The organism is Xanthomonas vasicola, assembly GCF_000772705.2.
GTDB classification, from domain to species: domain Bacteria; phylum Pseudomonadota; class Gammaproteobacteria; order Xanthomonadales; family Xanthomonadaceae; genus Xanthomonas; species Xanthomonas vasicola.
This window is the reverse complement of the sequence record NZ_JSBW02000040.1, coordinates 1-20,251: the sequence shown is the minus strand read 5'-3', so window position 1 is coordinate 20,251 and position 20,251 is coordinate 1. Positions and strand designations below refer to the sequence as shown.

Here is a 20,251-nt window from a genome sequence, read left to right as displayed (position 1 = left end):
CATGCGCTTTGTGCTCGAATTCCTGCGCGTCCGATACGTCGCCAGCGCTGCCATCCTCAGTTTGTTGGCCGTCCTCGTGTGGGTCGGCGGACCCTACCTCAGCCTGGGCCGCTGGCAGCCGTTTGCCAGCGTGAGCGGGCGCCTGCTTGCCATGGCCGTGCTGGTCCTCGCGTGGGCAGGGTGGCGCTATCTGCGCTGGCGCCGCGACAGCGCCAAGCAGCAACGTCTGGCCGGCGAACTGGTCGGGCAAGGCGCATGTGCCGAAGACGCTAACGGCAACGACAGTCGCGCGCGTGCAGCACAGGAGCAGGTCCGTCTGCGTGCGCGTTTTACCGAAGCCATGGCGGTGCTGCGCCGTCGCCGTCGCAACGGTCCCGGCCTGCACGTGCTGCCCTGGTATTTGCTGATCGGCGCGCCAGGTTCCGGCAAGAGCACCTTGCTGCAGTCTTCGGGCCTGGAGTTTCCACTCAAGGAACATGGCAACCACGCTGCACTGGAAGGTGTCGGCGGTACGCGCAACTGCGATTGGTGGTTCGCCGACCAAGCAGTGTTCCTCGACAGTGCCGGGCGCTATACCACCCAGGATTCGGACGCCATCGCCGATGCCGGTGCCTGGCACGGCTTTCTGGACCTGCTGCGGCGGCACCGCCGGCAGCCATTGAACGGCGTCATCGTGACCGTGAGCGTGGCCGAGCTGCTGGAGCTCGATGGCGATGCCGGTCTGTCACATGCACGCGCGGTGCGTCATCGGCTGGACGAACTGGTCGACAAACTGCGCGCCCGCGTGCCGGTCTACCTGGTCGTGACCAAATGCGACCTGGTGTCCGGCTTTGCCGAGTTCTTCGCCGATCTGGATGCCATCGGCCGCACGCAGGTGTGGGGCATGTCGTTCCCACAGGCGCAGGCCGCCGGTGACACCGATCCGTTGACGCTATTTCCCGCCGAGCTCGAACGCCTGATGGAGCGCATCGATCAGCGCGTGCTGGAGCGCCTGCAGCGGGCACGTGATGCGCGCGAGCGTGCGGCGGTGCTGTCCTTTCCGCAGCAATTGCGGTTGCTGCAGCCAGCGCTGATGGACTTCGTGCAGACCGCCTTCGGTCGCCATGGCTATGCCGGCCAGCCGTGGCTGCGTGGCGTCTATCTGAGTTCGGGGACGCAGCAAGGCCATCCGATCGACCGCGTGATCTCGGCAGTGGCGCGACACTTCGGTGTCGCCGCCGCCGGTCTGCCGCCCGTCAGCAGCGCGCCACGCAGTTACTTCCTGCCACGCCTGCTCAACGACGTGGTCTTCGCCGAGGCGGGACTGGCCGGCAGCCAACCCGGCAGCGCGCAGCGCCGTCGGTTGCTGCAGCTGGCCTGCTGGGCGGTGTTGACCGCCACCACCCTGGGCGTGCTGTCGGGCATGGCCGGCAGCTATGCCCGCAACGTGCGGCTGATCGGCGAGGTGCGCGACGCGCTCAATGTCTATCCCGCCGGCCCACTGCCCGCCGATGCAGGCGAGGCTGCCTTCTATGCAAAGGCCTTGCAGCGTTTCGACGCGCTGGCGCAGGCGCGCGATGCGGCGCTGCCGCCGGGCGCGTCGATTCCGTGGTCGCGACGTTTCGGGCTGCACCAGGGCACGGCGTTGGCGCGCGATGTGCAGGAAGCGTATCTGCGCGACCTCAATGGCGCGTTGCTGCCGGCATTGGCGCAGTCGCTGCGACGCAAGCTGGAGCAGTCCAGCAGCGATCCGCAACAGTTGTATCCATTGTTGAAGGGTTACCTGATGCTGGGCGAACCCGCGCGCCGTGACGCAATGCATCTCGCCACGCTGGCAGGCACGGTTTGGCGGCAGATATTTCCCGATGATGCATCGGTGCGTGCGGGGTTGAACCGGCATCTGCGCGCCTTGCTGGGTCCGGTGGACGGCGCGCGTGCGCTTGCGCTGGATCGGCAGCAGATCGAACAGACGCGAGCCAGCCTGCGAACCGCCGAACTGCCGGCACTGGTCTACGGTGGCCTCAAGCTGACGCAACCCGGCGTCGATGCTGGCCAGGCCCCACGCCTGGATCGCCGCCTGGGCCTGCTGGGCGATGTCTTCGAACGCCGCAGTGGCCTGCCGTTGTCTGCGCCGTTGCCGCCGCTATTCACCCGTCAGGCGTTCCAGGCGCAGACCGGCGGTGGCATCGCGCGTGGCGTGCAGCAGTTTCTCGCCGACGATTGGGTGCTGGGCACGGCACCGCTGGACCCGCTGGCGCGCTCGCAACTGGAGCGCGAGGTGTTGGCGTTGTATCAGCGCGACTACATCGCCGCCTGGGACACCCTGCTGGCCGACCTGGTGCTGCGGCCCGTCGCGCAGACCGGGCAGGCGAGTGCGGTGGCCGCCAAGCTGGGCGGACCGGCGTCGCCACTGAAGGCGTTGCTGGTATTGCTGCGCGAGCACACCCACGCACTGGGGCGCACGCCTGCAGCGAAGGCTGGCGCGGGCGCTGCAACTGCCGCGGACACGGCTGCTGCGGCCGAGCCGGATGTGGCAGCCGAACCGATCGAACGCCATTTCGAACCGCTCAATCGCTTGCTCGATGGTGGGCCGGGCGCCAGTGCGCTGGACGAAACCCTGGCCGCGCTGACCCAGATGAGCCGCACGCTGTTGGGAGCCGCCGCTGGCGTCGCGGCCGACCAGAACGACCCGGCGTTGCTGATCGCCGCGCAGCAGGCCGAACAGCTGCCGCCGCCGCTGGGCAACTGGATGGCGACCTTGTCCGGTCGTGGTCGCGAATTAACCGCCAGCAGCGCCGGCGAGGCATTGCGTCACGCGCAACGGCAAGCCGCCGGGCGTGAGTGCGCGCTGCTGGTCAGCGGGCGCTTCCCATTCGTGCCGGGCAGCAACAACGAGATCCCGTTGCGCGATTTCGCCGAACTGTTCGCACCGGGCGGGCGTATGGACCGGTTCGCGCAACAGGCGGTGCTCGGCAAGGTCGATACCAGCGGGCCGCGCTGGCAATGGAACGCTGGTATGGCTGCGGTTGGCGCAGACGATGTGCTGGCACGCGCGCAACTTGCCGACGAGATCAAGCAAGCATTCTTCGCGGGCGGCGGTGCGCAGTCGCAGGTCGCGTTCACCGTCTCCGTACCGCCGCAAGCGGCGATCAGCCGGCTGCAGCTAGAGGTAGATGGGCAAACCCTGGAAGTGCGCGACGGCACGCGTGCCACCCAGTCGATGACCTGGCCCGGCCCGCGTCCGGGCCAGGTCCGTATTGCTGCGTGGGATGCCAGTGGGCAAGCGCTGCCAGTGATCGAGTACCGCGGTGCTTGGGCATGGTTTCGCACACTGCAGGCCGGGCGGCTGCACCGCAACGGCGATTTGGATTACACCGCCAGCCTCGCGCTGGGCGGCAACAGCGTGCGCGTGGACATACAACCGGCCAGCCTGCGGCATCCCTTTGCGGCGTCGGCCGTGCAGCGGTTCAGTTGCCCATGAGCGCCATGCAACGCCCGCCGGGTTTCTACGGCAAGCTGCCCGCGGTCGGCGATTTTGTGCATCGCCGCTTGCCGGAAACGTTTGTCGACCCGTGGCATGTGGCAATGCAAGGCGTGTTGTCTGCCAACGCGGCAACGATCGCGACGCCTGCGCAGCACGTACCGGTGTGGCGCTTCGTGCTGATGCCCCGCCTCGCGGGTACGGCCGCATGGGTCGGGGCGATGCGGGCGAGCGTCGATCGGGTCGGTCGCGCGTTCCCCTTGGTCATCGCCGCAGCGCTGCCTGCAAGCGATGCCGATGGCGCGACAGCTGCCGCCATGCCGACCCATTTGCGTCTGCCCGCATGGCTGGATGCTGCCGACACGGTGTTGTGCAACATCGGTGCAGAGCCACAGCAGGACGGTGCCTGGTTGGACCGCGCCTGCGTGGCGCTCGCCCAACACGCGTACGACGACGCATCCATGTCGGCGTCGCCGCCGTTGCCTGCTAGTGCAATCACCGCTGGCAGCAGCCTGTGGTGGACGGCGATGACAGGATCTGCGCCGGGTGCCTGGATGCGTCTTGCCGGCTGGCCTGCAGCCTGCCATGCGCCGATCCTGCTTGGCCCCTTGCATGCGCCTAGCGCCTGTCTTGCAGAGGCACTGCAATGAGCGCGTCTTACGTGTCCGCCGGTCGTACCGAGCAGGGCAATGTCCGTCGCCAGAACGAGGATGCGATTCTGCTGCGCGACGATCTCGGCCTGTGGGCAGTGGCCGATGGACTGGGCGGCCACAGCGCCGGCGATCTCGCCAGTCGCATGGTCGTCGATGCACTGGGCGGGTTGCGGCGCGACGGCGACCTGGCCAGCTTCGTCGATGCCATCGACGCGCAGCTGAGCCAGGTCAACCAGCAACTGCGTACATTGGCGCGCGCGCGGCGAGTGGATGTGATCGCCAGCACCGTAGTGGTGCTGGTGCACGACCACGACATGCTGATGTGCGGTTGGGTGGGCGATAGCCGCGCCTATGCCTTCGAAGAGGGTCGGCTGCAGTTGCTGACCCGCGACCATGTGGCCGGCGACAAGGACGATCTGACACAGGTGGGGCGAGCGCAACACGCCGGCGGCGCGCTCACCCGCGCGATCGGCGCCGACGACGCGCTGTATGTGGATTGGACGGTGTGCGCGCGCCGGCCCGGCCAGCACTTTCTGCTGTGTTCGGATGGGATCAACAAGGAACTCAGCGACGACGAGATCGCCACCCACTGCCGGCGCGAGCGCCAGCCGTCGGCGTTGCTGGCGCGCCTGTTCGACACCGCGCTTGGCCGTGCTGGGCGCGACAACATTTCGGCCGTGGCCTTGCGCCTGGCCGCACGGAAAACAGCGCTATGAACACTCGCGACGACGACACGGCTGGCCGCGCGCCGCCAGACGACGACCGTACCCGCGTGCAGCCCGCGCGCGAGCTCACCGAGGCCCCGCCACGGCCCGCCGCCAGCGACGATGACGTTACCCGCCTCGCGCCGCTCACCCAGCAGCACGCTGCGCATGTGCCTGCAGAGGCGGCGACCCGGGTCAACCCGTCGCTACACGCCGACGACAGCGCTGGCGCCTCAAGCTGGCGGCGCGTGGCGCAGCTGCAGGGGGACGCGCAGGTCGGCGTAGGCATGCTGCTCAAAGCGCGCTTCTTGCTGGTGCGCGAAATCGGCCGCGGCGGCATGGGTGTGGTCTATCTGGCGCGCGACGAGCGCAAGGTCGAGGCGCGCGACCGTCATCCTTACATCGCAATCAAGGTACTCAACGACGACTTTCGCCGTCATCCGGATTCGCTGATCGCATTGCAGCGCGAATCGCGCCGCGCGCAGAGCCTGGCGCACGACCATATCGTGCGGGTCTACGACTTCGACAAAGACGGTGCCATCGTGTTCATGACGATGGAGTACATCGAGGGCGACGACCTGCGTGGGCTGATCCGCAGCCGGTTGGGCGAGTGCATGCCGCTTGCCGAAGCCTGGCCAGTGATCGAGGGTATGGGGCGCGCCCTGCAACGTGCGCACGCCGCCGGTATCGTGCATTCGGACTTCAAGCCGGGCAACGTCATGGTCGGCGCAGGAAACCTCGCCAAGGTGTTCGACTTCGGCATTGCCCGCGCGGCGAAACTGGCAGGCGCCGAATCCAGCGATGACCGCACGGTGTTCGACGCCGCCACGCTGGGCGCGCTGACCCCCGCCTACGCCAGCATGGAAATGCTGCGCGGCGACGAGCCGGCGTTCGCCGACGATGTCTATGCGTTCGGCTGCGTGGTGTACGAACTGCTGTCCGGGCGCCATCCCTTTGCCAAGCAATCGGCGACGCAGGCGCAGGCGCAGCAGCTGCGTGTGGCACCGCTGCCAAGGCTGAGCCGCCGGCAGAATCGCGGGCTGCGTAGCAGCTTGGCGTTCGAGGCCGCGGCACGACCGACGATGACGGTTTTGCTAGAGCAACTGCGTCCGCGTAGCCGCAGCGAGCGCGTAGTGCCTTACCTGCTGGCAGGCGTTCTGCTGTTGGCGTGCGGCGTCGGGGCGACCGTGTGGATGCAGGCGCATGCGCAACGCGAGAAGGTCGCTGGAGTGCTCAAGCGCTTCTCGCCACAAGCGCCGAACCGGTTCGCGCATGAAGCCCATGCGCGGGCAGCGTTGTGGGCGCTCGGGGAAGACGACCGCCGGCGCTTAATCCTCGACCGCAGCAGCACCATCGAAGCGTTCCTGCTGAGGCGCCTGGACCACTATTGGCAGCCGGCGCTTGGCCGCGAAGACTATGTGGGCGCACAGCGCATCCTCAGCTTACGCGACCAGTGGAAGCTGTTCTCGCCACGCCTGGATGCACGCCGCAGCGCCATGGAGCAGGAGCGCGATCGTCTGCTCAACGGTCTGGACACCGCATTGACGGGCGCGATCGCCGCCGGGGCACTGTTCGAAGATCAACCCGGCAATGTGGTGGCGCTACTCGATCGCGTGCGTCGCCTGGCGCCGGACAGCGGATTGCTGCGGCATGCCGAACTCGAGTTGCGCTACCGCCGCGGCTGCGCCGATGCGCTCACCGCAGATCGTATCAACGAAGCGCGCCGCTGGCTGGACACCGGGCGCCGCGTCTTCCCGCAATCCCCTCTGCTGCGAGAGTGCGCACACGAGCTCGACGCGGCAACTGTCACCGCATCCACGCCGTCCGCTCCGCCAGCGCTGTTGGTAGAGGACGCGCAGGCGCAGCTTGCCGCGCAGATCGCCACGCGCATCGAGTCGGTGCGCGCCGCGGCCGCCGCCAATGACGTCGCCAAGGTGAAGCGGCAGTTGGCGCAAATTGCGGCCAGCACCCCGCAGCATCCGTTCCTACGCAGCGAAGGCGCACAGCGGCTGACCGATGCTTACCTGGGGCTTGCGCGTTCCCTGTGCCGCGATGGGCGGTGGAAAGAGGCCAGCGTCGTCATCGGGCAGGGACTTGATGCCCAGGACACGCCACGCCTGCGTAAGGCGCTGGGCCGTTACCGGTTGGCGATAGAACTGGAACAGCTCGGCACTGCGCTCCCTGCGCCGTCGGTGCTGCAGCGTCTGCGCGAGCGCAAGATGGCCCTGCAAGCGCAGGACGATGACGGCTTCCGAGACTTCCAGAGCGATGTCGCCAAGTCCGCCAGACAACGCGTCTCCTATGCCGCCGCACTGCTGCCGAAACTGGAACCGGTGGCGGTTCTGCCCGCACCACCGGCCAAGCCGAGCGATCCCTGCCGTATCTCCGCTCCGTCCGGTGGCGCTGCTACCTGCAGCGATGATCTGGGCAAACACGGCCGCGGCCCGGAGCTGGTAGTGCTATCCAAGCCTGGACGCGCACTGGCGATGATGCGTCGGGAGATCAGCGTGGCCGACTTCGCGCTGTTCTGCGCCGACACCCAGCGCTGCCGTGTGTCGCGCTGGACGCGCAAGTCGGCGCCCGTGGACAAGGTCAGCGCTGCCTTGATCCGCGATTACGCCGCTTGGCTGAGCAGCGCCAGCGGCCGTGCCTATCGGCTGCCGCGCGATGCCGAGTGGCTGCGCGCGGCGCGTGCCGGCGAGGACGGCTGCACAGCGACGGTATCCAATAGTTGGGGACTGCTCGACATGGTCGGCGGCATCGCCGAGTGGGTCCAGGAAGGCGAGGGCGTGGCCGTGCGCGGCAGCCAGCGCGGCGTTGCTGCCTGTGCCGGTCCCGGCGCGGTGAGTTCCAACGGCGACGCAGCGCGCCGCATCGGTGCACGCCTGGTGAGAGACGTGGAATGAACGACTGGGAGACGCAGGCCAACCTGGTCCTGCAGAATTTGAACGCAGCACAGGCGGAGCGACGCCTGGACCCGGCCGAATATCGGCGCCGTCGTCTGCAATTGCTGCAATCGATCGCGCGCTCGGCCGGTGCGCCAACTGCGCGCCGCCGACGCGTCGCAGCGCCGCACGCCTTGCCCACCCCGATCGTGACGGTGCGACGCGACCGCGAGCCGCCGACTGCCCTGCAGGCGGCCCTGCGCTCGTGGACACTACGCTTATGGGCAGCGGTGATGCTGGCCGGCGCGGCCTGGGTGTACTGGAACGGCATCGCAGCGCTGTGATGCCGGCCGAGCAGGCCGGCAACGGAGACCACGCGCGGCAAACACAACGTAGCCAGTCACCGCCAAGTGGGCGTGGACGGCGCACAAGAACCGGAGTGCACGCGTGCTACATGCCGACTCCGGGCACCGGCCGCACCCGATCGGCGACTAGGCAGTCGTTGTGTTGGCTGCTCTAGTCGGTATGGTCCTGGCCTGACACGACCTGCAGCTCCTCGATCCCGCGCGGCGCCAGGTCGCGCATCAGTGCGGCAAAATCCAGGCCGACCAGGCGTTGTGCGCGCCGCAACAGTAACGGCACCGGGCTGGAAGGCTCTCGCCGTGCGTAGTAATCGCAGAGCTGGTCGAGCATGCGGCGAACGTCGTCCGGATGCTCCACGGCGTGCGCGCGTGGCGCCGATGGAGTGACATTGTCGGCGCCCGATGCCGCATGTTCGGTCGGCTCGGCCGGGGATCCGGAACGTTCGGACACATAGGGCCGCAGGAACGCACGCAGCTCGCCAAGATCCTGCGTGAGCGGCGCAAGCTCCGGACCGTGTCCCGGAGTGCGCTCGGCGAACACCCCGGCAATTGCGGCAAGGTCTTCTTGCGCTGCGGCCAGGGCCGCGTCCAGATCAAGCAACGCCTCCAGCGGGCAGTCGCGCAGGCAGGCATCTATGGCGGCAGGCTCTGGCATCTCGCTCGCGTCCTCCGCAGCGAGCTTGAGCGTGCCTTGCACGATGCGCAGATCGCGCAGCGAGAAATGTCCTGGATGCAGTCCCTTGAATAGGCGCACGTTGCGTAGCTGCGTCAGCGTGCGCTCGCTGTCGGCCAACGCAGCAATGGCGTTGACGCGTTCGGTCGGGTCGTTGTCCTCATCGGCATCCAGATGAGGATGGACGTCGCCCCAGAACTGCTCCAGCAGTTGTCGGAGCAGGCCGACGCCGCTGGACCAGCCCACCAGACCATCCTGGTGCAAGCGGGCGATGCTCAGCAAGATGCCCAGCCGCAAGTCCTTGGAGCGTACTAGCAAGTATTCGGCGCTCTCGGCGACCTGGCGCCATTGCGGCGCGTCGGGCAGAAGCACGCCAGCGCCCAAGGCGCGCTCCTGACGCGGTCGTGCAAGTTCTTCCAGGCTCTGGAACTCCGGGGTGTATTCAAGGTTCGGACCGGACGGCACCTGTTCGTCGACCGGTTGCAGCAACGGTTCGTTGTCGATCTGCATGGCGCGGCTCACGAAACCGATAGCACGAGATCGGCACGGCCGGCAGTGCTTCGCGCTGCGGGCCGTGCCGCTGCGGTCGGCGCTTCTGGAACGAGAAGTTCCAGCACACGCTCGCGCAACCAGCGATGTGCAGCATGGGCATCGTTGCGTCGATGCCAGGCCATCGCCAGCGCCATGTCCGGCAGCGGGAAAGGCAGTTCGAAGCAGTCCAGCGGTGCATGCCCGCACTCTGCTGCAAGCGTTGCCGGCATAGTGGCGACCATATCGGTGCCGAGTACGATGTCGCGCGCGGTGGCGCACTGCGAGACGGTCACCGCGATCTGCCGGGTGTGCCCCAGGTGCCGCAGTTGCGCATCGATGGCGAGGTTACAGGCCTGTGCGTGCGCTACCTGCACATGCGCCAGACGGCTGTAGCTCGATGCGCTCAGCGCCGCGGTGCCGCGCGGATGGCCATGGCGCTGCACCAGCACGTAGCGTTCGTGGCGTAAACGGCGCAAACGCAGCGCGTCGGGAACCGCTTGCGCGTGATCGATCAGCAGATCCAGCTCGCCGTTTTCGAACGCGTCCAGGCTCGTGTCGGAACTCACATGCACGAACTCCAAACGCATCTTCGGATTGCCCTGGGCCTGGATCAATCCTGCCAATCCCGCACCCAAGGTGCCAATCGCATCGGCAGCGGCTGCGATCCGGAAGCTCGCCGACGACGTCGCTGGATCGAACGCGCTGTCCTTGCCGAGCAGGCTCAGTTTGCCGATCGCTTCGCGCAGCGGCGAAGCCAGTTGATCCGCGCGTGGCGTGGCCACCATGCCGCGGCCGGTGTCCGAGGGCATCAACAGCGGATCCTTGAACAGCACGCGGAGTCGTGCGAGTTGCGAGGACAGTGCCGGCTGGCTCATATGCAATCGCTGCGCAGCATGGGTGACGTTCTTCAGCTCAAGCAATGCGTCGAGGGACACCAATAGAGGTAAGTCGCTTGGTCGGATATTCATGTCGTGGATCGCTCTTAGTGGAATGCAGGCGGCCTGCTGCGCCTGGGCATCCGCTACGCTAGGCAGCCCGCGCTACGTTCCGGTGTCGATCTGCGGCGACTGTGTTTCATTTGTCACAGAGCAGGCGTGTCTTCATCCTGCGTTGTCATTTCCAGCGTGCGACCCAGCGCATGTTCCAGCGCAATCGCCAGCGCGCCAAGATCGAACGGCTGCACAATGATTTCGGTGATGGCGCCGCCCAGACCCTTCCGTGTCGCCAGGCTCACCGCACGCGTGGCGAGGATCAACGGCAGCTTCGGCGCAGCGGCATGCAGCGCGTCGATCGCGCGTTCGGCATCGCCGGCACGGTCGCGCTTGAGCAGCACACCATCGAAGCGCATCGGGTCGGAAGTTGCCATCGCGACGGCTGCCGGCAGCTCCAATAAGCCGACCGGTTCGTGTCCCAATGCGGCCAGCATTTCTTCCAGGCGGTCGAGCTCGGCCGCGTCGTCGCACAGCAGCAGCAAGCTCGCATGCCGCGATCGCGTCTTCGGCAAGGGCACGGCCTGGTGGGCTGCTGCAATGCCTGTGCGCAGTGGTAGCTCGACCACGAAGGTCGTGCCGACACCCAGCGCGCTGTCCACCTCGATCCGCCCTTCGTGGTTGTCGATGATCTTGCGAACCGTCGCCAATCCCAGCCCGGTGCCGCCATTGCGGGTGGTAAAAAATAGATCGAAGATGCGATCCAGTCGGTCTGGAGGAATGCCGATGCCGTGGTCGCTAACACGCAGCTGCGCGATGCGACCGGGCGTGCCGCGGGCTGTGCTGCCCTTGGCGGCCGACAGTTGAATCGTGACCGTCCCGCGCATGTCCATCGCCTGCGCGGCGTTGCTGGCCAGATTGAGGATGACCTGCTGCAGTTGCGCTGGATTGCCCATCGCTTGCAGTGGCTCCTGCTGCTGCTGCAGGTCGATCGTGACGGTCGATGGCAGCGACACCGATAGCAGCGAAACTGCGCCTTGTAGCAAGACGTTCAACTCAACCGGCTGTACGTTGTAATTCTGCACCCGCCCGAAACTGAGGATGGATTCGATCAGATCGTAAGCGTGCGCAGTGGTGTGGCTAATCTCGAGCAGGTGCTCCGATGCCGGCGAGTGCGGATCCAGTTTGGACAGGGCGATCTCGGCATTGCCACGAATCGCGCCGACGATGTTGTTGAAGTTGTGCGAAATGCCGCTGGCCATTGTCCCCAACGTTTCCATCCGTCGGGCCAGTTCCAGGCGATGTTCCAGCGCCAGGGCTTCGTCTTCGAGTCGCCGCCGCTCCAGTGCATCGAACAAGGTGTCAAGCGCGATGTGCAACTGCGGCAAAAGTTCGGCCGGTGCCGCCAGGCCACGATCACGACGCGCGGAAAGTGGCGGCAGCCGCAAGCACAGCAGTGCAACCGTCGCGGCTTCGGAGTGTTGCCGCAGGCATAGCCACTGCGCGCCGCGCACGCGTTCGGGTTTGCCTAACACCTCAACGGTGCCATCGACGTGGACGACCAGTACATCGCTGGCGGCGACTGGTCGGGCGGCGGCCACTGCGGCAAGCGTGGCGCGGAAGGCCTCGTCCTGCGGATCGGGCCAGATCCGCGCGTCAGTGCCGACGGAGACCACACCGAGGCGGGCACTCGGCAGCTTCGCCCACTTCGCCAACCGCATCAGGCCGGCCTCGATGCCAGCGTCCAGGTGCTGGCGATCGTTGGCCACCAGACGGCGTGACACCGCAACCATCAAACGGTCGAACTCCGCGCGTCGACGCAATACCCGCGCGCGTTGCCGCAGCAACTTGGCTAGGTACAGCAAGGCGCCCAACATGACGACGGCCAATCCCAGCAACAGGAAGCGGACCTGGCGCGCGGTGGCCTGCTGGCTGGCATGCTGTTTCTGCAGATACGTGTTGAGCTGTGTATACGAGGCCAACGAAGCGATCGGGCGCATGCGGCGGATGGTGGTATCGGTCTCCGGCAGCAGCTTCAGCAACATGCGTCCATGCGGCAGCAGCGGCGCGCTGGTCGTGCGTTGTGCCGCTTCGTCCAGGCGCCGGCGTGCCAGTGCGACCGCATCGCCGGTCGTATCCAGACTCAGGCGTTGCACGGCGCTTGCCAGCATGCCCGCTGCGCGTGCCGCAGCGGGATCGTCGCCTTGCCGGATCTGCGCGCTGCTCTCGCTCCAGAAGTAGGCCAGCGAGTTGGACAGCAGCGCATTCTGCGATTTGAATAATTCCCGCTGCAGCGATTTCTCGGTGTAGTCGGCGTCCAGCGCGGCGATGGCCTGAAACAACGCAGGGTCGTGATCGGCCAGCTGGCGCAGGTGCTGCAAGGTGTCGCGTGCGTGGGCATCGCCGGTCACCAGCGAGTCGTAGTCGCGCAACAGGCCAATGCGTGCCTTCAGCACGTCGTTGTCGAGATTGGTATCGGCCATGTCAAGTGCGTCGAGCGCGTCCAGCGCGTGACCATAACGCTGCGTGTCGCGATCCAGTGCCGCCATGCACAGACTGAAGAAGATCAGCCCCGCCAGCAGCACGGCGCTGAGAATCGTCGCCCACCTCATGGTTGGGGCGCCGTCAGTTGCCGACCCTGGTGCTTGCCGGTCAATGTATTCAGAAACGCAGCGATATCGGCAACATCCGCAGGGCTCAGTGCGACACCAAGTTGAGCGGTGCCCATCGCCTTGATCGCCTGGGGCAGCGCACTGGCACTGCCGTCGTGGAAGTATGGGGCGGTCGTGGCAACGTTACGCAGGCTAGGAACCCGCAGGATCGGGGTGCCATCCCGTGCGACGGGAGCGAAGATGCCGCTGCGCTGGAACAGATTGCCGCCCACGTTGACGCCTTGGTGGCAGGAAATGCAGCCGATCGACTTGAAGGTGCGGTAGCCGCGTAACTCTTGCGCGCTCAATGCGGTGTCGCTGCCTTGCAGCCAGAGGTCAAAGCGACTGCCCGGCGTGACCAGCGAGCGTTCGTAACTGGCGATGGCATCGAACAGCGCGGCGCGATCCGGTGGCCTGCCATAGGCCGCGCGAAAGCGCTGACTGAGCACCGTGTCTTGTTGCAGCCGTCGGACCAATGTGGCGATATCGGCCTGCATGACGCTTGGGTTTTCGAGCAGTGAAGCCGTTTGCGCTTCCAGACTGCGGAAGTTGCCGCGCCAGCCCAGGCGAAAGTTCGCTGTGGCATTGAAGACGGTCGGTGTATTGAACGCCGGCGGCGCGCGCCCGGGCATCCGGGTAATCGCATCGGCAGCGGCACCGTTGCTGGCCAGGCGATGACAAGACGTGCAGGCGACGCTGTTGTCGCCCGATAGCCGGCGATCGTCGAACAGCAGCGCGCCTAGCGCGACCTTACGGCTCTCCAGGCCGGTTGCTGGCTGGATGGCACGGATGGGCTCGTTAGGGCGCTCCGACGGGGCCGCGATGCCAATCGCCGGCATGGACGGCATCGAGAGAAACGCTGCGGAAGCGAACGCGACCTTCATGATCGCCACCGGCGACCAGCGCTGCTTGCGATGGTCTGGCCGAGCCGGCGCTGGCGGTTGCCTCATCGAGCGTGCTCGACCGACGGCGTGAAGACATAACCGGCGCCGCGCTGGGTCACGATCAGCGTCGGCTCGCGCGGGTCCTGCTCCAGCTTGCGGCGCAGGCGCAGGATCTGCACGTCGATACTGCGGTCGAACACGTCCTCATGCAGACGCGTGGCACGCATCAAGTGCTCGCGGCTCAGTGGTCGTCCCGGTGCATCGACAAAGGCGCGCAGCAACGCGTATTCGCCCTTGGTCAGCGGAATGGCAGGCGCGCCTGTGCGCCCCACCGTGCGGGCCTGCAAATCGAATTCCCAGGCATCGAAGCGCACGCGACCTTCGCCCGCACCGCGTGCCGCTGCCACCTTGGAGGCAATATGGCGGCGCAATACGGCGCGGATCCGTGCAGTCAGTTCATGCAACCCGAATGGCTTGGGCAGGTAGTCGTCGGCGCCCAGTTCCAGCCCCACCACGCGATCGATTTCGTCGCGGCGATGGCCGGTCATGATGATCACCGGGATATCGGATTCCTTACGCAAGGCGCGCAACAAGTCCAGACCATCTTCATGTTTGAGCATCAGGTCCAGCAGCAGAATATCCGGCTCGCGCCGACGCAGCGCCTCGGCCAGTTCGCTGCTGTTGGTGGCGACAAAGGCTTCCATGCCATGCGAACGGATATGTCCCATGACCACTTGAGCCATGGCCTGGTCGTCATCCACCACCAGCACCTTGGCGACTGGGGCGGAGCGGGGCGTGGATGCGTCGGAGGAGGAAGGCGGGGAGGGGGAACGGGAATGCGGCTTGATCATCTACTCTCAATTCCGGCATGACCGCCTTCGCGGACAGATCCCGAGTGTCGACCGGTTGGGGATGACCGCATCGATCGTCTGGGGGAATTGCGTCCATGCGCGGGGTGCAACGGTGCGCCGTCGAGGAGACAGCATCGTCATGCGAGATGCTAGGAGGTTTTTGTCTCGCCTAGCCATGTCGACAATGGTGTCTGCGCGATCTGCAGGGTAGTGGACGACGACTTTTTCTCGATCTTGTGACCAGCCGCTCGCTCTGCAAGACGCCAGCGTGGCGCCGGTGCCGAGCACGCACGTCAGATCCGACAACGATGTCTTCGGACAGATTTTATTGTCGAGCCTGCTTTTGCTGCGGGTAACCGTCGCCGGTGAACGGCGACGGTACCGTTGGCTACTTCAAGCAGCGTCAGCCGGCCTCCGTGCTGGTGTGAACCTGGACTTGGCTTCTGTCGCAGCGGCGCGCGCAGCGCGGTCGATCACATCGGACACGGTTTGGGACTGCGCGATGAACAGCGTGGCTTCCCGGCACGGTAATGATGTCCGCGCCGATACGTTGGCCATGTGCAGCAACATGGCCTGATCGAAGGCCTTGTCTTCGGTGGCGATCACCGCCCAGCTCGGCTTGGTCTTCCAGGCTGCGTGTTGCAGACGCTCGCCGAATGCGGCCATCTTGATCGGCACCTGGGGCGCGGCCATGAACGCTGCATCGGCATCGCTGACATCACTGGCGAAGCCGGCCTTGAAGTTGGCAGGACGCACGAAGCCGAAGCCGTCGGGTCGGGTGTCGATGACGAACTCAGGCGTGGGAGCGAAGCCCTGGTACAACTGCGCGGTGGTCTCGCCGGCATCGGGCGCGAGTGCAGAGACGTGGTAGCCCCGCTTGACCAAGCGGTCATAAACATTGCGCCATCCGGAACCAACGGCGAAGGCGCCGTGCACCAGCACGACATTGCGCGCAGTATCGGCCGGCAGGGGCGGTGGATTGGTCGGATCACGACGCAACTTCGGAACGCGCACTGAATATGCGAGGCTCCACGAACCCCGATTCGGCTCGATGCCCTGGATCGCGCCCGCCTACGATCAGCGCGAAGTCACCGCCGACCCCGAGCGGCACTGCATGTCCTCGCTCACTGGGCGCGATGCTGCCGGCCGCATGCAGGAAGCCTCGTGCAGCTGTTTCACCGAGCAGGGCACCCGATACGAGCTAGACCAGCCGCAGTGCCGCACGGTGGCCCGTCACGGCGCTCCATACCACCCCTATGGCCGCACGGGCAGGGTGGCCAGCAACAGCAGCAACAATCGCAGCCACAGCAGCCAATGGCCGGGCAACACGCCAACCCTGGCAGCGTGGTCGGCAAGGCGATACGAACACATGGCACATTCCCAGAGTCGCCACAGGCCAAGGGCGGCAGTTTCACCGGTTCCGCTGGTTCGCTGCCTCGCGCTGCGAAGCCAAGAACAAGGCGTAATGTGATATGCGTGACGAAAAAGACCCCGGCACCTTAGAAATGCAGCTTCCGCGCAAGCAGGGCAGGCCACCCAACTACGGCGAGGCCATGAGCGCCCCCGAGCGTGCAAGGGACTATCGGCGCAAGCGCAAGCAAGAATCTATGGCCTATCTCGGCCAGTCCGAGAAAGAGGTTTCCATCGCTGCGACTATCGACTCGTTGCACTATGCCTTCGCCAATAGCGAGGCCGACACTGCGCTGGCATTGCTTGCGGATCGGCGCATGCGCGCCCGTGAGATGAAATCGTGATGCATCACGAAAAGGCCCCCTTGTCAGCAAAGACGCCGCAGACGTTGTTGCATTTCGTTTCACCCTCTGCATGGTGGGTGCTGTTGTTTTAGGGCTTATCGACAACATCGCCATCGCCGCCGCATTGGTACGCGTCACGAAAATCTGTTTCCTAACGAGCTATCATTTCCCTAGAACAAGGGGAAATGCATGGAAGCGAGATTTGCAATAGTGCTGGCGCTAGCTACCGCGGTGCCTGTTCAAGCTCAGCAGGTGCATAAGTGCCGCGAACGCGGCCAGGTCGTTTATCAGTCAGCGCCGTGCACCTCCGGCCACTCCGAGAAGGCTTGGGACGCTACCCCTGTTCCTGAGCAAAGCAACGCAGAGAAATGGCGTCTCTATCGCATCGACCGTCAACTCAAAGCACGCAACACATCTTCTGGTGGTGATGCCGGTGGCGCCACTGTTACTGACAGTGCAAACGGATCTACGTGCCAAAGCGCCAAGGCAAGCCGGGCAGCTGCCTATGAGGCTGCCGGCCTACATCGTGACTTTGCGCTATCCAGCTATTGGGACAACGTCGTCCACAATGCATGCAGGTGATTTGCGTGTAGGGGCATAGCCCCTACGGATAACGCCTTATCCCGCAACGCGGGCGCGGCGACGGGCTGTTCTGCCGAAGTGGCCGTCTCTCCATTCGCCAAGATCCACCACAACGACCTTGACCATCGACTGCTCGCCAGCCTGGCCAAGGGCCTGTCAGTTCCACATGGTTCGTCACTACGCATCTGTAGATCTGCCGCGCAGCTGTTCGGGCATTGTTCGCCAACAGGCACGGTGGGTTCCGTTTCGCTAGGGGAACGGTTCGGCAGGCAAGTCTTGATCCAAAGCCAGATCCAGCGAAGCCGGGCAAGCGCGGCACAGATAGCCAATTTCGCATAATGTATATCGTGCCGAGTTAATCGACATAGTTAATCACCCCTGTGCGGCAATTATTATCATGGATTATCTCGACCGGCAATTCCTTCCATTTTAATTGACAGAAAAAGCGGTCGCCATTTGATGTTATGTCAGGACCTGAGAGAGCAAGAAGCCGGGTCCGGACCGGAAAAAGGCGGCGCATCCATGCGCCATAGCCGCAGGGGTTCCACCCCTGCACCCCGGGCGCCCGGTACTCGCCGGCAGCGCCCAGGGTCGCTGCCAGGGGGCAGGGCGAGCCTGCCTGTTCGGTCAAGATGATCAAGAGCAGAGCCTGCGTCGTGCCGGAGTCATAGACGACGCAGTGCCCGCCAGCGACCGCCCCAATGGGGCGGTCTTATTGGCGGGCGCAGCGCCGTCAATCAGCTGCGCAGTCTTGATGAGCTTCTCGATACCATCGATGTTGCTGACCAGGTCGCCACGCACGCCACGCACCGCAATACGCCGGCGCAGGCTGACAGGTCCTTGCTGCTGCTCATGCGCCCACCACTCATCGAGCTGATCGAGCATCTTGTTGAAGGCGGCCAGGGTGCCCTGGTAGGCCGGGATGTTGTGCTCGTAGTCGCTCATCGGACGCACTCCTGCACGCCGATGTACTGGTGACCATTGCGGCGTGCACGCTCAAGCAAACGTGTGGCCAGATGGTCCAACAATGCGTTGTAGAAGACTTCGGCGTCCGCCCAGGGAGCCCCAATTTCATCGATAAACGGAGAGCCATCATCGGGCTGGACAGCGTCGATCGCAGCTTCCCAGGCCTCTTTGGCATAGCGGACAAGCGCAGCGCGGCCGATGACTGAGCACTCTTCGGCGCAGGTGTAACCAGTACGACGCCACTGCCAGGAAGCGGGGCGGGCACGGCGAGAGAGGGTGAGGACGCGGCTCATAACCACCCCCGGGCGCGCTCGTACGACCCAGCGCCGCGCCAAGTATTACGAAACTGGTGTCCATGGACCCGTGCGTGCTCCTCAAGTGCGGCAGAGAAGCTGTGCATCAAGGCGTCGTAGAACGCCTCAGCCGTCGCGTAGGGCAAGCCAGAATCAGCATCCGGATCTGTAAAAGGCTGACCTTGCGGCGGAGTGACTGCGGCTGTCGCAGCCGAATGCGCCTGCTTAACGAGGCGCCCGAGAGTGTCCTTCCCAACAAACGCGCACTGCTCGGGGGTGGTGTAGCCGGCGGTATGCCAGTACCAACCTTGAGTGCCCTGACGAAGAACGAATTCACGGTGGTTACGGGGGACGATACCGCCTGCGGAATAGAGGGGTCGGTCGTTCATTTGCACACTCCCTTGAGGCGGGGAGCGGCTGATTTCGGGCGGTCTTCGGGGGTCAAGCTAAGGCCCCCCAACCCCCCCTGGTGCCGGGGTGATGAGCTGCCTTAGTTGGATCCTGCGGGCCGCAGCTTGCTACAGACACCCGAGCCCTAGGTTCACACGCGTCGGGTACCGTCAGTCCGTGCGCCTGGGGTGCCTCACTGCTGGTCTTGCGACCGGGGAGGCTAGATGGCGCCGAGCGTACCTGATTCAGGAGCGACTTGGCAACGGCCACGAGCTCGTACGGCTCGGACATCGAGGAAGAACCGCCGGTGGATTGGGCGCGCTCGGCCTGGCGCTTCTCACGAGAGAGCGTGCGGAACGCCTCGGCTTGCCGGAACAACAGGGACCACCAAGCGAGGTCAGCCGCCGGAAACGTATGGCCCTCGGGGGTGATGAGCGTATCGCCACGGACGTGGAAGTCCTTCCAGGCCGGACCTTCGAGGTGCTTGCCACTCGCCAGCAGCCGCACCAATTTGAACGCTGAATGGGGAATGCGGGTCTTGCCGGACTCCCAATTCTGTAGGGTGCGCACGCTGACATCGAGCAGCTTGGCCGCGGTGAGGTGGGTCAGCCGGAGCCGATAGCGGTCATCCTGGAAACGCTTGGCGCGGTCCAGCCGACGCAAAAGCTGCCGGTTGGCATGCCGGCTGGCCTGGCCTCCCATTTCGCATAATGTATAGAGGGTGGGTAACGGCTACCGGCGAAAGGGCCGCTAGCAGCGCCTCATGCGCGCCTGTGTGTACCGCCAGTACCAGCAGCGCGACCACCGCGGCGGCCGCGCTTAGCCTGTCCAACACTGATCGCCATAGGGCCTTTTCTGCCGGCGATGCCGCGCGCTCTGCATGAATCCGCGCCATCCATTCGCCGCCATCGAGCTTTGCCATCGCGCATAGCTGCGCAATCCGTTCATCTGGCACCGGCTTTCCGCCGTTCCGCCACATGCTCACTGCGGCTCTCGTGACACCGATCCGCTGGCTCAAAACGTTGTCTGACGGGAGAGAGCAACTCTCTTTCACTTTGTCAAGTAGGGCGTTTATCGCGGGCATGTTCATCTCATGGTTGACACTCTGTCAACCGAGGAATATACATGCGTCCGTGTTCACCGATGGGTGAGCACCGCGCACCCCCGGCTCCCCTCCGGGGTCCGCGTCAAGGGGCAGGGGATAGGGGCTTCATGGACACAAACGCACTTGCACTGATCGGCGCCTCCGCGCTGACCGTGATCGTCGGCCTCGCCCGATTGGTCGCTTGGATTCTTGACCGTCGCGCCGAAGCTGCGCTGCGCGCACACCGCGAACAGGTCTTCATCATCGAAAGCTACGTTGACTTGGTCGCGCCGACTATTTCGCGACGCGTCACGATTTGTAGCGCCCAAAGTGAAATGGAGGTCGTCGCATGAAGGAGTTCGCAAAGTGCATCGGCTACGTGTGGGCGCTCGCTGCCTTCATCTCTCTTTTCATCATCGGTGCCTACTACCTGCCTGAGCCGTGGACATGGGTTTGTGGCGTGTTCTTGTTCCTGACGCCTGCCGGTCTGATCGCCTATTTCAGCGGGGTTGGTCATGACTGACCTGTTCGAAATCCCCGGCATGAAGTTGCACACCCTGTTTGACCTGGTCAGCTGGTCGCGTCAGTGCGGCAATGCC

Annotated in this window: 20 protein-coding genes and 1 other RNA gene; 8 read left to right on the top strand and 13 right to left on the bottom strand. The window is 65.2% G+C overall.

What is annotated here, in order from left to right; genetic code table 11:
• Window position 1: 1 nt before the first annotated feature.
• Genes tssM through NX05_RS10440 form a run of 5 tightly spaced genes read left to right on the top strand, consistent with a single transcriptional unit; the run spans window position 2 to window position 8,046 of the window.
• Complete coding sequence (gene tssM, locus NX05_RS10460; protein WP_039437856.1) at window positions 2-3,460, top strand: type VI secretion system membrane subunit TssM; 3,459 nt, start codon at window positions 2-4, stop codon at window positions 3,458-3,460.
• Window positions 3,457-4,110 (top strand): type VI secretion system-associated protein TagF, encoded by a 654-nt coding sequence (gene tagF, locus NX05_RS10455; RefSeq protein WP_039437855.1) that lies wholly within the window; start codon window positions 3,457-3,459, stop codon window positions 4,108-4,110. Before tssM ends, tagF begins: the two co-directional genes overlap by 4 nt.
• Window positions 4,107-4,829 (top strand): PP2C family protein-serine/threonine phosphatase, encoded by a 723-nt coding sequence (locus NX05_RS10450; protein ID WP_010373404.1) that lies wholly within the window; start codon window positions 4,107-4,109, stop codon window positions 4,827-4,829. The genes tagF and NX05_RS10450 overlap by 4 nt, the downstream gene beginning before the upstream one ends.
• Window positions 4,826-7,723 carry a protein kinase domain-containing protein gene (locus tag NX05_RS10445; RefSeq protein ID WP_039437854.1) on the top strand — a complete coding sequence of 966 codons (2,898 nt, stop codon included), beginning with the start codon at window positions 4,826-4,828 and terminating at the stop codon, window positions 7,721-7,723. Before NX05_RS10450 ends, NX05_RS10445 begins: the two co-directional genes overlap by 4 nt.
• Entirely contained in the window at window positions 7,720-8,046 is a 327-nt protein-coding gene (locus tag NX05_RS10440; RefSeq protein ID WP_039437851.1) for a hypothetical protein, read from the top strand. The genes NX05_RS10445 and NX05_RS10440 overlap by 4 nt, the downstream gene beginning before the upstream one ends.
• Before the next feature lie 36 nt (window positions 8,047-8,082).
• Here the strand turns inward: NX05_RS10440 and NX05_RS22355 are convergent.
• From NX05_RS22355 to NX05_RS10405, 7 genes are all read right to left on the bottom strand, one after another.
• Window positions 8,083-8,158: non-coding RNA, sX9 sRNA (locus NX05_RS22355), on the bottom strand.
• A 60-nt stretch (window positions 8,159-8,218) separates the two neighbouring features.
• On the bottom strand, window positions 8,219-9,247 hold the full coding sequence (tssA, locus tag NX05_RS10435; protein WP_039437850.1) for a type VI secretion system protein TssA: 1,029 nt from the start codon (window positions 9,245-9,247) through the stop codon (window positions 8,219-8,221).
• Between the two features lie 8 nt (window positions 9,248-9,255).
• Window positions 9,256-10,236, bottom strand: coding sequence for a LysR family transcriptional regulator (locus NX05_RS10430; protein ID WP_039437849.1), 981 nt, complete (start codon window positions 10,234-10,236; stop codon window positions 9,256-9,258).
• 113 nt (window positions 10,237-10,349) lie between these two features.
• Window positions 10,350-12,809 carry a two-component system VirA-like sensor kinase gene (locus NX05_RS10425; RefSeq protein WP_039437847.1) on the bottom strand — a complete coding sequence of 820 codons (2,460 nt, stop codon included), beginning with the start codon at window positions 12,807-12,809 and terminating at the stop codon, window positions 10,350-10,352.
• Complete coding sequence (locus NX05_RS10420) at window positions 12,806-13,798, bottom strand: cytochrome-c peroxidase (protein ID WP_039437846.1); 993 nt, start codon at window positions 13,796-13,798, stop codon at window positions 12,806-12,808. Before NX05_RS10420 ends, NX05_RS10425 begins: the two co-directional genes overlap by 4 nt.
• Window positions 13,795-14,583 (bottom strand): response regulator, encoded by a 789-nt coding sequence (locus tag NX05_RS10415; protein WP_173568303.1) that lies wholly within the window; start codon window positions 14,581-14,583, stop codon window positions 13,795-13,797. The genes NX05_RS10420 and NX05_RS10415 overlap by 4 nt, the downstream gene beginning before the upstream one ends.
• A 393-nt stretch (window positions 14,584-14,976) precedes the next feature.
• Window positions 14,977-15,597 (bottom strand): lipase family protein, encoded by a 621-nt coding sequence (locus NX05_RS10405; RefSeq protein WP_052239588.1) that lies wholly within the window; start codon window positions 15,595-15,597, stop codon window positions 14,977-14,979.
• 491 nt (window positions 15,598-16,088) lie between these two features.
• On the opposite strand from NX05_RS10405, the gene NX05_RS10400 reads away from it, so the two are divergent.
• Entirely contained in the window at window positions 16,089-16,337 is a 249-nt protein-coding gene (locus NX05_RS10400; RefSeq protein ID WP_052239590.1) for a hypothetical protein, read from the top strand.
• A gap of 937 nt (window positions 16,338-17,274) precedes the next feature.
• Here NX05_RS10400 and NX05_RS23745 read toward each other — a convergent pair.
• The 6 genes from NX05_RS23745 to NX05_RS22345 are packed head-to-tail and all read right to left on the bottom strand — an operon-like array spanning window position 17,275 to window position 19,658.
• Window positions 17,275-17,559 (bottom strand): hypothetical protein, encoded by a 285-nt coding sequence (locus NX05_RS23745; RefSeq protein WP_126922641.1) that lies wholly within the window; start codon window positions 17,557-17,559, stop codon window positions 17,275-17,277.
• Window positions 17,556-17,864, bottom strand: a complete 309-nt coding sequence (locus tag NX05_RS10395) for a hypothetical protein (protein ID WP_186465123.1) — start codon at window positions 17,862-17,864, stop codon at window positions 17,556-17,558. The genes NX05_RS23745 and NX05_RS10395 overlap by 4 nt, the downstream gene beginning before the upstream one ends.
• Complete coding sequence (locus NX05_RS10390; protein ID WP_039437833.1) at window positions 17,861-18,178, bottom strand: hypothetical protein; 318 nt, start codon at window positions 18,176-18,178, stop codon at window positions 17,861-17,863. The genes NX05_RS10395 and NX05_RS10390 overlap by 4 nt, the downstream gene beginning before the upstream one ends.
• Window positions 18,175-18,567 (bottom strand): hypothetical protein, encoded by a 393-nt coding sequence (locus NX05_RS10385; protein WP_039437832.1) that lies wholly within the window; start codon window positions 18,565-18,567, stop codon window positions 18,175-18,177. Before NX05_RS10385 ends, NX05_RS10390 begins: the two co-directional genes overlap by 4 nt.
• Window positions 18,568-18,619: 52 nt before the next feature.
• Window positions 18,620-19,270: a VC1465 family Xer recombination activation factor gene (locus NX05_RS10380; protein WP_104607672.1), complete on the bottom strand. Its 651-nt coding sequence runs from the start codon at window positions 19,268-19,270 to the stop codon at window positions 18,620-18,622.
• On the bottom strand, window positions 19,194-19,658 hold the full coding sequence (locus NX05_RS22345; protein WP_230597708.1) for a DUF3693 domain-containing protein: 465 nt from the start codon (window positions 19,656-19,658) through the stop codon (window positions 19,194-19,196). Before NX05_RS22345 ends, NX05_RS10380 begins: the two co-directional genes overlap by 77 nt.
• Window positions 19,659-19,780: 122 nt before the next feature.
• On the opposite strand from NX05_RS22345, the gene NX05_RS10375 reads away from it, so the two are divergent.
• Both NX05_RS10375 and NX05_RS24415 read left to right on the top strand, forming a co-directional pair.
• Window positions 19,781-20,005 carry a hypothetical protein gene (locus NX05_RS10375; RefSeq protein WP_039445776.1) on the top strand — a complete coding sequence of 75 codons (225 nt, stop codon included), beginning with the start codon at window positions 19,781-19,783 and terminating at the stop codon, window positions 20,003-20,005.
• Window positions 20,002-20,175 (top strand): hypothetical protein, encoded by a 174-nt coding sequence (locus tag NX05_RS24415; protein WP_017118719.1) that lies wholly within the window; start codon window positions 20,002-20,004, stop codon window positions 20,173-20,175. Before NX05_RS10375 ends, NX05_RS24415 begins: the two co-directional genes overlap by 4 nt.
• The last annotated feature ends 76 nt before the right edge of the window (window positions 20,176-20,251 follow it).